This is a genomic window from Bartonella sp. F02, assembly GCF_026929975.1.
Taxonomy (GTDB): domain Bacteria; phylum Pseudomonadota; class Alphaproteobacteria; order Rhizobiales; family Rhizobiaceae; genus Bartonella.
Genome location: NZ_JANHOK010000001.1, coordinates 197,295 through 213,935, shown reverse-complemented (window position 1 = coordinate 213,935; position 16,641 = coordinate 197,295). Strand labels below are relative to the sequence as shown.

Genomic DNA, 16,641 nt, shown 5'->3' with positions numbered 1-16,641 from the left:
CAAGATCAAGGATAATTTATATTGAATAAAAATAATTCCTTCTCTGCTTGTTTTTCTTACGCATCATCCTCGTTAGAAACATTACCACTGCCGAGAATATCACTAACATCGTCATCTTCATCGCTGTCATCGTGAGTTAAAAATGTATCATCATCGTCTCCGAGATCTACATCACTATCTCCCAAATCAGGGATATCTTCATCTTTAGAATCATCAATATCCTCTTCAAGAAGCATGAAATTAGATTTTTCTAATGCTGTGTCCAGTTCCTCAGCATCAACTTCTTCTTCATTGCTCGCTTCAGCAGCCACAACTTCAAAGTAAGAGCGTGGATAAGAAATACCCGTATAAGGTGACACGATAGGATCATTATTCAGATCGTAAAACTTTTTACCCGTTTCTGGGTCAATGCGTTTGGTTCCAAGTTCCTGTTTTGCCATAGATCGTGCCTCTTTAAATTAGACAATTTCATTAAAGACTGATTTTATGGTGCTTAAGCAAAAAAAGATGCATTTGTCAAAGATAAATACATTATTACACGCGTATTTTTCTTATGACGTTTATGAAAGCTTATGATAAAGAGCGCTTCATTCTGTAAAGTAAATAAAGTAAATAAATCTTCTATGCAAAAATCAAGACCTGCAATCGTTCATAAATCCATCAATCTTTCTGGAAAAATTAAAATACCTGCTGATCAGTCCATTGCTCATCAAGCTTTGATACTAGGAGGATTGGCAAATGGCAAAACGTGTATTCGCGGACTTCATGAAAATGAAGATATCTTATATACAGCCACAGCCATGCAGGCTATGGGAGCACATATTCACAAAGAAAAAGATTCCTGGATTATTCACGGAACTGGAAATGGTTGTTTATTGCAAGCACAAGCTCCTTTAAACTTTGGAACAAGTGCACACCTAATTCTCGGAATGGTTGGTTCTTATCATATGAAAACAACTTTTATCGGTGATTCCTTTTCATCAACATACTTGATGAGACAAATTCTTGATCCACTGCGTTTAATGGGCGCTGAAATTGAAACACCACCTAATAATTTTTTACCTTTAACGCTTTATGGCCCTAAAATGGCTAATCCAATCTGCTATCATATGCCAACCGCTTCTGCACACGTTAAATCAGCCATTCTTCTTGCTAGTCTTAATACTGCTGGAACGACAACTGTTATTGAACCAACATTCACCCCAAATCACACAGAAACAATGTTAAAAGCATTTGGAGCTAAACTTGAAGTAGAAACCAATAAAGAAGGCAAACAATTTATTCATTTCAGTGGTCAACCACACCTCACTGGACAAATGATTGATATTCCAGGGAATCTATCTTTCGCATCCTTTCCACTTATTGCAGCTCTTCTTGTAGAAAATTCGGATGTTCTCATTGAAAATGTTCTGATAAATAATACCAGAATAGACTTTATCCAAACGTTATGGGAAATGGGAGCAAACATTGAACTTGTGAATAAACGGAAAACTGTAGGAGGAGATGTTGCTGATCTCCGTGTCAAATCTTCACCGTTAAAAGGCATCACTATCCCAAAAGAGCGTTTTCCATCCATCCTTGATAACTATGATATTTTAGCAGTCGCTGCAGCCTTTGCCGAAGGAAAAACAATCATGTTAGGAACTGACAAATTACATGTTAAAGAATCACATAGGCTCTCTACTGTGATCCAGGGCTTAAAAAACAATCAAGTAAACTGTGAAAAAGGTACAGACTTTCTCATCGTTCATGGACAAAATTCAGCAAAAGGTTTAGATGGTGGACATGTTGTCACACATCTTGATCCTCGAATTGCAATGTGCTTTCTTGTTTTTGGTCTCGTTTCCGAAAAACCTATTACTATAGATACTACAAAAATAATATCTCCTTATTTTACAGAATTTATCCCTTTAATGCAGCAACTCGGAGGTCAAATCCATTGAAACCTTTTGTCATTGCTATTGATGGTCCTGCCGCTTCAGGAAAAGGGACATTAGCACGCAAAATTGCGGCTCATTATCATCTTAATCATTTGGATACCGGTCTTACTTATCGCAATGTTGCTTATACACTTTTACAACATAAATTAGCACTTGATGATGAAGAAAACGCTATTGTATATGCTAAAAAGCTTGATGTTCACACCTTAAACTCATCTCTATTAACTTCTCACGAAATTGGTGAAGCCGCTTCAAAAATAGCTCTTATGCCTTCTGTTCGTGAAATTCTTATTGCAAAACAGCGTGATTTTGCGAAAACTTTACCTGGTAGTGTACTTGACGGACGTGATATTGGTACTGTTGTCTATCCCGAAGCAAATGTGAAGCTTTATGTTTTTGCCAATGCTCAAACTCGTGCACAACGTCGCTATCAAGAAATATTAAACCAAGGGCAACCAGCAAATTATAATGAAATTTTCGCTACTCTTGAACAACGCGATATCCGCGATATGACACGTAAACACAGTCCTCTTGTCCCAGCAAAAAACGCCCTCTTGCTTGATACATCAGAATTGAGTATAGAAGCGACATTAAAAACTGCATGTGCTTTTATTGATCCCATCATAAAAGCTTATGGTTTTGAATAAAATCACCTTGGTGATTTCAAGCCAAGCGCTAAGTTTTCTTGTTTATGAAAGAAAAAGGCATGAAATCACTGCGTATCAACACTAACCCAGCGCTTATACCTTTTGCAATATTTTGCAATATGATATAAGGTATGTATTAGGAGTTCTTATGTCACAGTACAACCCCACAACAGCGGATTTTGAAACACTTTTAATGGAATCCTTTCAAACGAATGATCTTAATGAAGGATCCGTTGTTAAAGGCCGTGTCATTGCCATTGAAAAAGATATGGCTATCATCGATGCAGGTCTTAAAGTAGAAGGACGCATCCCACTTAAAGAATTTGGAGCAAAAGGAAAAGATGGTTCTTTACAAGTTGGTGATGAAGTTGAAGTTTACATTGAACGCATTGAAAATGCGTTGGGTGAAGCTGTATTGTCGCGTGAAAAAGCACGTCGTGAAGAAAGCTGGATTCGTCTTGAAGAGAAATTCAATGCCGGTGCACGTGTAGACGGAGTTATTTTTAGCCAAGTTAAAGGTGGTTTTACTGTTGATCTTGATGGTGCTATTGCCTTCCTTCCTCGCAGTCAAGTGGATATTCGTCCCATTCGCGATGTTGCTCCTTTAATGAATAACCCTCAACCTTTTGAAATTCTAAAAATGGATCGTCGTCGAGGCAATATCGTTGTTTCACGTCGAACTGTTTTAGAAGAAAGTCGAGCTGAGCAACGTTCAGAAATTGTTCAAAATCTTGAAGAAACTCAAATCGTTGAAGGTGTTGTTAAAAATATTACAGATTACGGTGCTTTCGTTGATCTGGGAGGGATTGATGGTCTCTTGCATGTAACAGATATGGCTTGGCGGCGCGTTAATCATCCATCTGAGATCCTTACAATCGGTCAAACAATTAAAGTTCAGATTATTCGTATTAATCAAGATACACACCGTATTTCTCTCGGTATGAAACAGCTTGAAAGTGATCCTTGGGATAGTATCAGTGCAAAATATCCCGTTGGTAAAAAAATTACTGGTGCGGTCACCAACATCACTGATTATGGTGGTTTTGTTGAAATCGAACCGGGTATTGAAGGACTCATCCACGTTTCTGAAATGAGTTGGACAAAGAAAAATATCCACCCTGGAAAGTTATTATCCACATCACAAGAAGTAGAAGTCGTTATTCTTGAAATTGATCCGTCTAAACGACGTATTTCTCTCGGTCTAAAACAAACATTTGAAAACCCATGGGTCGCTTTTGCAAACAAATTCCCTGTAAATTCACAAATTGAAGGTGAAGTTAAAAACAAAACAGAATTTGGTCTCTTCATCGGTCTTGAAGGTGATGTTGACGGTATGGTTCATCTTTCTGATCTTGATTGGAATCGTCCCGGTGAACAAGTTATTGATACCTATAACAAAGGTGATATCGTTAAAGCCGTTGTTCTTGATGTTGATATTGAAAAAGAACGAATTTCACTTGGAATCAAACAACTTTCCGGTGATAAAGTTGGAGAAGCTGCAGCTTCTGGTGAATTACGTAAAGGTGCTATTGTTACCTGTGAAGTCACTGAAATCAACGATAATGGCGTTGATGTAAGACTCATTGACCATGATCTGGAAACAACCATTCGTCGTGCTGATTTAGCACGTGATCGCGATGAGCAACGCCCTGAACGTTTTTCTATTGGGCAAAGAATTGATGCTCGCATTACTACATTTGATAAAAAAACACGTAAGCTTTCAGTTTCTATAAAAGCTTTAGAAATTGCAGAAGAAAAAGAAGCTGTTGCTCAATATGGTTCAGCGGATTCAGGAGCTTCTCTTGGAGATATTCTGGGCGCAGCATTAAAAAAACAAGAACAGGAGTAATTATTGGTCATTTAACCTTAATTAATCATTTGAATGAAGGTCGTTAGTTTTTCTAGCGACCTTTTTATTTTGAAATAAAACTATAATCTTGATATTTCAGTCATTCAGCAAAAATAATCACATTTTTCCAATAGAAAGAAAAAATTATTGTTTTTTCTTGGCATCACCCATTATTGAAATAAAATACCTCCATTTATTGCATCAATGAAGAGATTGCATCATTTAATGAAAAAAAAATATTACAGCACCATAATATCTTCTCTAAAGCGTTTTTTTTCTCCGAAAACCTATTATTCTGTTGAAACCGATTTCCCCATCCGTTCAACAAAAAAATCGCAAGAGGAACTCCACAAACTAGGTTATGATATAGCGAATGGTAAAGAAATTGTACTTCCTAAATATATGGGAACAAACAATCTCCATAAACGATTGACAGAAAACGCTAAACTTATTCTCTGTTCTTTTCATACGAGCGACGCTGATGCGCGTAAAAATGAAACAATTACTCCAACTGCTCAATGGCTCATCGATAATTATTATATCATTGATAAAACAATACAACAATTACACTACGACTTTCCCAAATCTTGCATCAAACAGCTTCCCTCATGGAAAAACAAAACAGAAATTCCACGAATTTTTGCTTTAGCCTGGCTTTATATTGCCCATACAGATAGCAAATTTTCAGAAGAAACTCTCATCGCTATCATCAATGGTTTTCAAAAAGTTGATGCATTCACAATTAGAGAATTATGGATATTACCTTCCATTATTCGTATGATCTTAATTGAAAATATTCGACGTCTGTCGCTACATATTGAACATACAAAATATATGCATCATCTTGCTGATCAAGTAGTTAATAAAATAGCGCTTGCAGAAAATGAAACACAATTACACAAGATCTGGCTTCCTTATGAAGGGTTAATCTCTAATACAATTTTTTCGTCTCATTTATTTTATCGTCTACAAGAAACATCTGTTTATTCAGAACAAACATTATCTTGGTTTGAAAAGAAATTGCATCATCACGGGACAAACTCAAAAACCGTCACTCTCAATGAACATACACATCAGACAACAAACAACATAACTATGGGTCATATCATTTGTTCTCTGAAAGCCATTGACGATATCGATTGGACAACATGGTTTGAAACGGTTAGTCATGTGGATCTTCTTCTGAATCAAAACAGTGATTTTTCTGAAATTGATCCTCACTCACGCAATATCTATAGACAAGTAATCGAAAAAATTGCGCATCACTCTTCTCTGAGTGAACTAGACGTTACACGCAAAGCTATAGAAATAGCAAAACACTTTTCTAAAGACTGCTCTCAAAAAAACACTTCTACTATTGGGTGGTATCTTGTTGATGATGGGCGTTATATTTTTGAAAAAGCCTGTGGATATAATCCCTCTCTTTTTGTCAAATGGGGACGCGCTTATCGTCGCTTAAAAATTGGAACAATTGCAATTCCTGTTTCTCTTTTAACTGTCTCTCTTTTGTACGCAATCTATATTTTTTTACAAATATCAGGCCTAACACAAGCGCTTGCTTTTATTTTTACCATATTAGCATTATTTCCCGCTATGGATGTGAGTTTTTCTTTCTTTCATACTGTCATCTCATGGCTCGTTTCACCAAAACACCTTATTGGTTATGACTATAAAGAGGGTATTCCTAAACATGCACGTACAATTGTTGTTGTACCCACTTTAATGACATCACGCGATTATATAGATGAACAAATACGCAATCTTGAAGTTCATTATCTTTCTAATCCACAAGGTGCTATTCATTTTGCACTTATCACAGACTGGGTAGATGCTCTTGTAGAAGAAACACAAGATGATCTTGATCTTCTCCATCATGCACAAGCAGGTATTGCTAAACTTAATCGCCGCTATCATAAAGATGATATTCCTTTATTTTTTCTTTTACATCGTCGTCGTCTTTATAACACAAAAGAAAAATGCTGGATGGGGTGGGAGCGCAAACGCGGCAAACTTCATGAGCTCAATCTCTTATTACGAGGACATCAAAATACAAGTTTCTATCCTCCAGACCCACGTCTTCCTATGGACTTCCGTTTTGTCATGACACTTGATTCAGACACCCGTCTTACTCATGAAAGTGTTACAAAACTCGTTGGCAAACTGAATTATCCTCTTAACCATCCTATTTTTCATCCCCAAAATGGAATGATTGTAAAAGGCTATAGCGTTTTACAACCTCGTATCACACCCTCTCTCTCAATTGGCGAAAATACTTCTCTTTTGCAGCAGATTTTTTCTTCTGATCGCGGCATTGATCCTTATGTTTTTGCTGTCTCAGATACCTATCAAGATCTTTTAGGAGAAGGAACGTTTACGGGTAAAGGTCTTTATAATATTGATGCATTTGAACGCGCACTTAAAGGAAAAATTAGAGAAAACACGGTTCTTAGTCATGATCTTTTAGAAGGTGGCTACGCACGTACAGCTCTCATCAGTAACGCAGAAATAATTGAAGATTATCCAACAGCCTATAATGTTGATGTTGCTCGCCATCACCGTTGGGTTCGTGGTGATTGGCAGTTATTACCTTACCTTTTTAATCATCAAAAAATCAGCCTTATTACACGCTGGAAAATACAAGATAATTTACGTCGTTCTCTTTCTCCACTTATGTGGTTGATTGCAGCAATCATGGGATGGTCTCTTTTGCCCTTTAAAACAGCGCTTATCTGGCAAATATTTTTATTTTTCAGTCCGTTCATCTCCCAAATTCTTTGTTTATTTCAGAGACTCATTCCTTTTAGAACTCGTTACTCTTTTCTCAGTCAATTTCAATTAATTATAGAAAATTTTATATCTACAATCAGTAGCATACTCCTTAAAATAACATTTATCGCTCATTCATCTTATTTCATGACAGATGCGATCATACGTACGCTCTATCGTCTATTGATTTCGAAACAACATCTTCTTGAATGGAAAACCTCAGCTGCAACACAATCAATGCCCAATAGCTTGCACTTTTATATTCTAACAATGTGGCCAGCATCATTGATTGGAATGATCGCTGTGGGGCTTCCTGTATTCTGGCATAGTTCAACAAGTTTTATTGCTTTACCTTTTGGGTTAGCATGGTTTTTCTCACCCCTCATTGCATGGTTTGTCAGTCAACAAAAAACATCTCAAAATACCCTTCATATTTCCTCAGAAGATAAAAAAATACTCCGACATATTGCACGACGGACATGGTGTTATTATGCAACCTTTGTGAATGAACAAAACAATCATTTACCTCCTGATAATTTCCAAGAAGATCCTAAACCTCTTGTTGCTCAACGCACATCACCAACCAATATTGGCGTTTATCTCCTCTCTGTTATTGCTGCACGTGATTTTGGTTGGATTAGTTCTGAAGATACTCTTAAACGCATTGCAAACACATTAAGTACTCTTGAGAAAATGGAAAAATTCCGTGGACATCTCTATAACTGGTATGAAACAGATACACTTAGACCTTTATTGCCAATCTATGTTTCAACTGTCGATTCAGGGAATCTCGCCGGTCACTTAATAACACTCTCTTCTGCTTTAAATGAATGGGCTGAAACTCCTCATATTTTTTTACACAGCAATTTAATAGGCTTACTAGATGTTCATGATATTCTTGAAGAAACTTTAAAAGAAATTTCAGATAATCAGGGTGTTTTACGTTCCTTACATCAACAAATTAAAGAACATCTTACTCATTTTCATTGTATTATCAGTCCTCTCATAAAACAAGAAAAGATTGAAACTTCCCATATCCTTCAGCTTTCAACGATTGCCCATAACATTGAGCATTTAACAACAACACTCAATGAAAAAATTCAAACAGAAGCATCTGCATGTGCACAATCTTGGGCGCAATATCTTGTTGAAACCTGCAAAGCTCATAACCAAGATATTAACCGTGATTACGATCCTGAACAATTGCATAAAACATTAAATGGCTTAGCTGAACGAGCGCGGCAAATAGCTTTTGATATGAAATTTGACTTTTTGGAACAGCCTAAAAGACATTTATTATCCATCGGTTATCGTGTTCAAGAAAATAAACTCGATGAAAGTTGTTATGATCTTCTTGCATCGGAAGCACGTCTTTCTAGTCTTTTTGCCATTGCTAAAGGCGATATAAAATACAAACATTGGTTTCATCTTGGTCGATTACTCACCCCAATTGGTTGTAAAGGTGCTCTTTTGTCGTGGTCAGGATCCATGTTTGAATATCTCATGCCTTCTTTGATTATGCATGAACCTGTAGGCTCCATACTCAACCAAACAAATCACTTAATTATTCGTCATCAAATAGAATATGCTCACAAACGAAATTTACCCTGGGGTATTTCAGAAGCTGCATTTAACATCCGCGATCACTTAATGAATTACCAGTATTCGAACTTTGGTGTTCCAAGTCTTGGGCTTCAACGCGATTTAGAACGCAATATTGTTATCGCTCCTTATGCAAGTCTTTTAGCAGCACAATATAAACCAACTCAAGCTGTAAGCAATCTAAAATATCTGCGCGATCTTGGAGCTTTAGGAACATATGGTTATTATGACTCTCTTGATTTTACACCATCACGAATACAAAATGGAAAAAAATACGCTATTGTGCGGAACTATTATGCACACCATCATGGTATGTCCATTCTTGCCGTCAACAATGTTATCTTTGAAGGGCGAATGCGCCATCGCTTTCATCGCGATCCCGTCATTAAAACTGTAGAATTATTATTACAAGAAAGAGCTCCGCGCCAAATTCCCATTATTCATACCCACTTTGCTCATTCGACAAGCAACCATTTTGAAGATCTTGATAATACTCCTGTCCAAATTATAAAGAATCCACTTTTAAAAGCTCGTGAAACTTTACTCTTATCGAACGGCTGTTATTCCGTCATGCTCACCGCAAATGGTTCTGGTTATAGCCGCTGGCATAATTATGCCATCACACGCTTTATTCCTGATCCTACAGAAGATCAACAAGGTACTTTATTTTTTCTACGTGATCTACAAAATGGACATTGGTGGTCTCTCACCGGCGAACCAACACGGATTATCGAAGAAGAATCCATCTGCATTTTTACAAACGAAAAGGCCAAATATACAAAGATCATCGATGGCATACAATCAACACTCGAATGTCTTGTAACACCTGAAAGTGATGGCGAAGGCCGACGGATTCAACTTACCAATACAACCAATAAAGAGCGCACAATTGAAATAACCTCTTATGCAGAACTTGCACTCGCAACAACAGAAACTGATTGGGCTCATCCTGCCTTTTCACGGCTCTTTATAGAAACAGAAATTGTTGATTCAGGAAAAACAATTTTTGCCAAAAGACGCAAACGCGCTCCCAACGATCCTGATATCCATATTGCTCATTTTGTTACGGATACATCTGGTGTCATTCACAAAACAGAAGCAGAAACTAACCGTTATTTTTTTATGGGCCGCGGTCAATCTCTTCATCATCCAGCTGCATTTGATAGCAACGCTTATTTCAGTAATAGTCAAGGTTGTGTTTTAGATCCGATCATATCAATTCGCTGCCACATTAAAATTCCAGCACATAAAAAAATAGAGCTTGTTTATTGGACTTTTGCTGCTCATTCAAAAGAAGCATTACAAAGTCATATTGAGCATTATCAGCAATCCAATAGATTCCAACAGGAACTTTCTAAGGCATGGACACATTCGCAGATTGCATTATATCAAAATGACATCCACCCTAAAGACGCAATCATTTATCAAAAATATGCAACACCCCTAATTTATCCAGATCATAAATGGCGTCTCTTTCCTGAAATGTTAGCAAAAACTCTTGGAAAACAATCTGATCTTTGGCCGTTATCAATTTCAGGAGACTACCCTATTTTTCTCTTGAGAATAAATAATGAAGCCAACATAGCTGTTCTTCATGAATTGCTTAAAGCCTATCAATATTGGTGCGTACGAGGACTCATCATTGATCTCGTTATTTTAAATGAACGATCTTTTTCATATATACAAGATATGCAACATACGATCGAATGGATCTGCGAGTCTTATGGTCTCAATATCAATACAACACATAAAAATCAGCATATTTTTGCTCTTCGACGTGATCAGATCAATGAACAAAGCTTTAAGACGCTTCTTGCTTCAGCCCGTATTATTCTTCATGCTCACAATGGATCTTTATCTCAGCAACTCAAATGGATAGAGAATATTGATTCAGATCTAAATACGAACAAAAATAATAAAAAATCTCATTATTACACAAATAACAACAAGCCTCGCATAAGAAAGCCATTCATCACACTCACAAAACAAAACCATTCTTCTACCATTGATCATAACGAACATCAAAAACCATCAAATTCTTCCATCAATGGTGAGGATTTACGGTATTGGAATGGTTATGGTGGATTTAATCGTCATAACCATTATGTTGTCCGTCTTAACGGAAATACAACCACCCCACACCCATGGATCAATGTGATTTCCAATCACCATTTTGGCTTTCATGTATCAGCTGAAGGAGCAATCTTCACTTGGGCAAAAAATAGTCGAGATTATCAATTAACACCTTGGACGAATGACTCTGTTTCTAACCGACCAGGAGAAGCGCTTTATCTTGTTGATCGTTTTTCGTTAAAATGTTTCTCTCCAGTTTCTGCCGTTGAATGCAATAAAAATGTTCTCTACGAAATATGTCACGGTTTTGGATTTTCAACCTTCAAATCTGTACATTCAGATATTGCATTAGAACTTACGCATACACTCGATCAAAAAAGACCCGTTCGCCTTTCTCGCCTTATTATAACCAACAAAGGAAAAAAATCACGCAGTCTACGCCTTTACAATTATGTTGAATGGGTTCTAGGAAGCCTTCGTACAAAATATGCACCCTTTATTATCCCTTCTTACGATCCTAAACGTGGTGCACATTTTATCCAAAATCCCTATCACATTGAAAAATCTCAACAAGTTACTTTTTTATCGGCATCCGAAATGCCAACAAGCTTTACAACCAATCGTACTGAATTTATAGGCTCAATAGGAACTGTTCAACATCCATACGCTATCCAGAAAGCGGAAGCACTGTCAAATACAGCTGAAGCCGGTCACGATCCTTGCTCAGCTTTAGCTTATGATATTGATTTACTCCCAGGACAAACAAAAGAAATTATTTTTTATCTTGGCAGCGCTGAAAACAAACAAGAAGCTACAAAAATACTCGATCAAATACGAATGGATGATTTTAATGTTGTTCTCAAACAACAAAAACACCAATGGGATAATTTTGTTTCGACACTACAAGTCAAAACGCCTGACCCTTCTTTTGATATTATGGTCAATCATTGGCTCCCTTATCAAATCTATGCATGCCGCATGATGGCACGCGCTGCTTTCTATCAAGCAAGTGGTGCATTTGGTTTTCGTGATCAGCTGCAAGATAGTTTATCTCTGCTTTTACTGGAACCAAAACTCGCACGTGAGCAATTGCTCAATGCGGCAGCCCACCAATTTTTAGAAGGTGATGTACAGCATTGGTGGCTGCCTCATACAAACACCGGTGTTCGTACACTTATTTCTGATGACATTGTATGGCTTGCTTATGGAACAGCTCTTTATGTCAGTGCAACGGGGGATTATGAATTTCTTAATACTCTAGTTCCTTTTATTGAAGGATCTTCTTTAACAAAAGAACAACATGATGCTTATTTTCAAGCTACACAGTCATCAAAAACAGCAACGCTTTATGAGCATTGTGCGTTAGCCTTAGATCTTGCCATAAAACGCTGCGGTCAACATGGACTTCCGCTCATTTTAGGTGGCGATTGGAATGATGGTATGAACTTAGTAGGAATTAAAGGAAAAGGTGAAAGTACTTGGCTCGGATGGTTTCTTGGTACAACCTTACAACTCTTCATTCCTCTTGCCGAAAATCGTAATGATCATAACCGTGTTACAGCATGGCGTTCGTATCTTAAGCATTTAACTAAAACTCTAGAAGAAAATGGTTGGGATGGTGCTTGGTATCGCCGTGGTTATTTTGATGATGAAACACCCCTAGGTTCTCAAACAAATGTTGAATGCCAAATTGATACAATCGCTCAATCATGGTCTGTGATTTCAAAAATGGCATCTCCCATGCGCCAAAAGCAAGCCATGACATCCATGCTGGATCAGCTATATGATGAAGAAGCTGGTATTCTGCGGCTTTTCTGGCCTCCTTTCAACAAAAGTGCTCTCGAACCGGGATATATCAAAGGTTATCCTCCGGGTATTCGAGAAAATGGTGGGCAATATACTCACGGCGCAATTTGGAGTATTTTAGCTCTTGCTGAAATAGGTGAAATAGATAAAGCATATGCCCTGTTTTCCACGATAAATCCAATCAATCATGGTAAAAACCCTGAAATTTATCGTGTTGAACCTTATGTTATGGCTGCAGATATCTATTCTACTGAACCACACAAAGGACAAGGAGGTTGGACATGGTACACAGGTGCAGCAGGCTGGTTTTATCGTGCAGCAACACAAACTATTCTTGGAATTCATCGCCAAGGGAATCAATTATTTTTACGCCCACATTTGCCTTCATCTTGGCCTGAATATGAAGCAAAAATGAAATTTTATGATGCTGTCTATACTATTAAAGTCAAACAGGATCTCCAAAATACACTTAGTATTAACGGGAAAACATGCCATAAAATTGATACAGGAATAGAATTACAAAAAACAGGACACCATGAAATCATACGAACTCTAAAACCTTCACATTATAAAAAATAAAAGATGTTTTTATATTGCCCAAAATTACAGAATTGCTATAGTTTTTATACTCTTTATAAGAGTGCATTCATATGTAAACAATTTTAGAGTTCATTCAGAAAAGAAAAAGGGTTATGAAGCATACAGATATTGCTAAGAGAGTTTATAACCATTCGTGGAAACTTGATCCTATTATTCGTTCGCTCCTCGATACAGACTTTTATAAACTGCTTATGGTGCAAATGATTTGGGGACTTTATCCAAATGTTAATGTTACCTTCTCACTCATTAACCGTTCTCCCAAAATTCATTTGGCTGACGACATTGATGAAAGTGAACTTCGTGCTCAACTTGATCACGCTCTTAGTTTACGTTTTACTAAAAAAGAAATGATTTGGCTTGCTGGAAATACATTTTATGGCAGCAAACAGATTTTTGAACCTAATTTTCTACACTGGCTTGAAAAATTTCAACTTCCTGAATATGAACTAACTCGTAAAAATGGACAATATATTCTTCGTTTCGATGGTCCATGGGCATATAGTTCTATGTGGGAGATTCCTGCTCTTTCTATTATCAGTGAACTCCGTTCACGGGCAGCTTTAAAAAATCTTGGCCGCTTTACACTTGATGTCCTTTATGCGCGTGCTAAAGCAAAAATGTGGAGTAAAATCGAACGTCTTAAAAAACTTCCTAATATTAAAATATCCGATTTTGGTACAAGACGTCGCCATTCTTTTTTATGGCAACGCTGGTGTGTTGAAGCGCTAAAAGAAGGTATTGGTGATTCTTTTATAGGAACTTCTAACGTTCTTCTCGCTATGGATACAGATTTAGAGGCTCTCGGCACAAATGCCCATGAACTCCCTATGGTTCTAGCTGCTCTTGCTAATAATGACGATGAATTATCCAAAGCACCTTATCAAGTTTTGCAAGATTGGAATCAATATTATGGTGGAAACCTTTTAATTGTTTTACCTGACGCTTTTGGAACAGAAGCATTTTTATGCAATGCTCCTAACTGGGTTGCAGATTGGACAGGTTTTAGACCAGACAGCGCTCCACCTATCGAAGGAGGAGAACGTATTATTCAATGGTGGAAAGAAAAAGGGAAAGATCCTCACGAAAAATTATTGATTTTTTCAGATGCATTAGATGTTGATATGATTGAAAAAACCTATCACCATTTTTACGGTAGAGTGCGCATGAGCTTTGGGTGGGGAACAAATCTTACAAATGATTTTGAAGGTTGCGCACCAAAAGAAATCGCAAATCTTGATGCTCTTTCTCTTGTTTGTAAAGCTACTTACGTAAATGGTCGTCCAGCTGTAAAACTTTCTGATAATCCTGAAAAAGCAATTGGTGATCCAAAAGAAATACAACGCTATATAAATTTTTTTAAAAGTAAAGAATGCAATTCTAAGTCTTTTAAAGGATCATCATGAACAAAATTCTACAAATCAAAGCAAACCTTATAGAAAAGGTATCAATCTTATTAAGTAATATTTAACGAGCAACAATAGAATTCTATCTCATGAATATATGTTTGTGATCTTCTGAGCAACTTATAGATCTGCCTATCAACAATTCATATAAATAAAAATATAACTCGCAATATTTTTAATCAAAAAACCTTTTTTTGTATTTCCTAGTGCAATGAGAAAGTGTATTTTATTCCGATAATGACAAGGATGACGACTTCGGCGAAGAAGGACGTGTCATAATGTAAATAGCAACGGCAAACAAAACAATTGCAACCAATACGCAAAGCCACAAGGCAGGATGCGCAAAAACCACAAATAATAAAAAACCACTAGCCATGCTAACAACAGTTAAAATTTTAACAAAAAGCGGAATGACTCTATTTTCTTCCCATCGTTTAAGGGGTGGACCGAAAATACGATGATTGTGCAACCAATGATGAAAACGCGGTGATGAACGTGCAAAACACCACGAAGCAATCAGCAAAAAAGGCACTGTCGGCATAACAGGTAAAGCTACCCCAATTATACCCAATACAATCATTATCCAACCTAAGATAGAATAAAAAATACGCAAAGGACGAAATGTTTTAATATTTTTCTCATCATCAGGTGTTGTTTTTTTTCTCACTTCAAACACCATTCTATAAGGCCTTATGTTTTATTATAATTTTAATACATTTGAACATAAAATTATCGCTTCATTTCGTCTTACAAATAAACATATTTTTAGCAACGATTTTTTTATAACATAAAGCAATTTACGCAATATGAGCACCATTACATAATTTTCAAGTCATAAGAATGAATTTTAAGAAAACAAAATAAAAAGGCTGCAGAATAAATCAATGCAGCCTTTCAATTATGAATGCAGTGTTGGGAGGAGGAAATACTGCATTCATCTCGCTAAGCATTAGGAGGAAAATAACCTAGCGCCTTGGTGTCTAATAAAAAAAAACATGAGAAACAACCAACAAAAATGCATGGCTGCTATGCACAAAATTTACCATTTTCAATTTTTTTGAATCTTCATCTGATGAGAAAACATTGATACAAAAATAACGATAAAAATGAGTGTTAAAATCAATACAATTGTAGATGCAGAGTCAGAACCAATAAATAAGCTTAAATAAATCCCCAAAAAACTAGAAAAAGCTGCAACAAGAACAGCAACGAGCAACATAGAAGAAAATCGCTTTGTAACAAGATAAGCAATCGCCCCTGGTGTAATTAACAAAGAAATTACCAAAATAATCCCCACAGCTTTTAGGGCTGCAACAATAATAAGAGAAATCATTGTTAAAAGAACATAATGGAGCACAGATACATGTAACCCTATTGCTCGTCCTTGTATTGAGTCAAAAATATACAACATAAAATCACGCCATTTTGCAGCCAAAATGAGAGTGATCATTCCAGAAATTATCGCTGTTTGCGTAATATCGAGCCAATTAACGCCTAAAAGATTACCAAAAAGAATATGATTCAAATCTAAACTACTATAAATTGTTGTCGCCAAAACAAGACCCAAGCCAAACATTGATGAAAAAACAACGCCCATGGCAGTATCCTGTTTGATCCGGCTATTGTTTCCTAAAAAACCCGTTACGACCGCACAAACCATGCCCATAACAAAAGCGCCACAAGCAATCAAAGTCATCGTTATATTTTCTTCACGCACATACTGAAACCAAGAAAATGGCAAAGCAACCAATAATGCTGCAACCCATGGTGTTATCATATAGCCAATAACAACACCCGGAAAAACTGCATGAGAAATCGCGTCTCCTAAAAGCGCCCACCCTTTCAAAATAAGAAAACACGAAAGCATCGCCATTGGAATCGAAAGAATAATGGTAATAATCATACCGTTAGTCATAAAAGCAAACTGAAAAGGAAGTAATAATTGATCAATCATA

8 protein-coding genes are annotated in these 16,641 nt (G+C 36.7%); 5 read left to right on the top strand and 3 right to left on the bottom strand.

Annotation, left to right across the window (positions count from 1 at the left end; all coding sequences use genetic code 11):
• Positions 1-56 precede the first annotated feature (56 nt).
• Entirely contained in the window at positions 57-440 is a 384-nt protein-coding gene (locus tag NPY00_RS00865) for a TIGR02300 family protein (RefSeq protein WP_269020142.1), read from the bottom strand.
• A gap of 183 nt (positions 441-623) precedes the next feature.
• Between NPY00_RS00865 and aroA the strand changes: the two genes are divergently transcribed.
• The 5 genes from aroA (at position 624) to pncB (ending at position 14,686) form a co-directional block, all read left to right on the top strand.
• On the top strand, positions 624-1,943 hold the full coding sequence (gene aroA, locus NPY00_RS00860) for a 3-phosphoshikimate 1-carboxyvinyltransferase (protein ID WP_269020141.1): 1,320 nt from the start codon (positions 624-626) through the stop codon (positions 1,941-1,943).
• Complete coding sequence (gene cmk, locus NPY00_RS00855) at positions 1,940-2,587, top strand: (d)CMP kinase (RefSeq protein WP_269020140.1); 648 nt, start codon at positions 1,940-1,942, stop codon at positions 2,585-2,587. Before aroA ends, cmk begins: the two co-directional genes overlap by 4 nt.
• Before the next feature lie 148 nt (positions 2,588-2,735).
• Positions 2,736-4,436 (top strand): 30S ribosomal protein S1, encoded by a 1,701-nt coding sequence (rpsA, locus tag NPY00_RS00850; RefSeq protein ID WP_269020139.1) that lies wholly within the window; start codon positions 2,736-2,738, stop codon positions 4,434-4,436.
• Between the two features lie 225 nt (positions 4,437-4,661).
• Entirely contained in the window at positions 4,662-13,262 is an 8,601-nt protein-coding gene (locus NPY00_RS00845; protein WP_269020138.1) for a GH36-type glycosyl hydrolase domain-containing protein, read from the top strand.
• Between the two features lie 113 nt (positions 13,263-13,375).
• Entirely contained in the window at positions 13,376-14,686 is a 1,311-nt protein-coding gene (gene pncB, locus NPY00_RS00840; protein WP_269020137.1) for a nicotinate phosphoribosyltransferase, read from the top strand.
• A 226-nt stretch (positions 14,687-14,912) separates the two neighbouring features.
• Here pncB and NPY00_RS00835 read toward each other — a convergent pair whose 3' ends face one another.
• Together NPY00_RS00835 and NPY00_RS00830 are read right to left on the bottom strand one after the other, a co-directional pair.
• The gene (locus NPY00_RS00835; RefSeq protein ID WP_269020136.1) at positions 14,913-15,353 is read right to left on the bottom strand and encodes a YbaN family protein; all 441 of its coding nucleotides are present in this window, start codon (positions 15,351-15,353) and stop codon (positions 14,913-14,915) included.
• A gap of 381 nt (positions 15,354-15,734) precedes the next feature.
• A complete protein-coding gene (locus NPY00_RS00830; RefSeq protein ID WP_269020135.1) occupies positions 15,735-16,640 on the bottom strand; it encodes a metal ABC transporter permease in 906 nt (301 codons plus the stop codon).
• Position 16,641 lies beyond the last annotated feature (1 nt).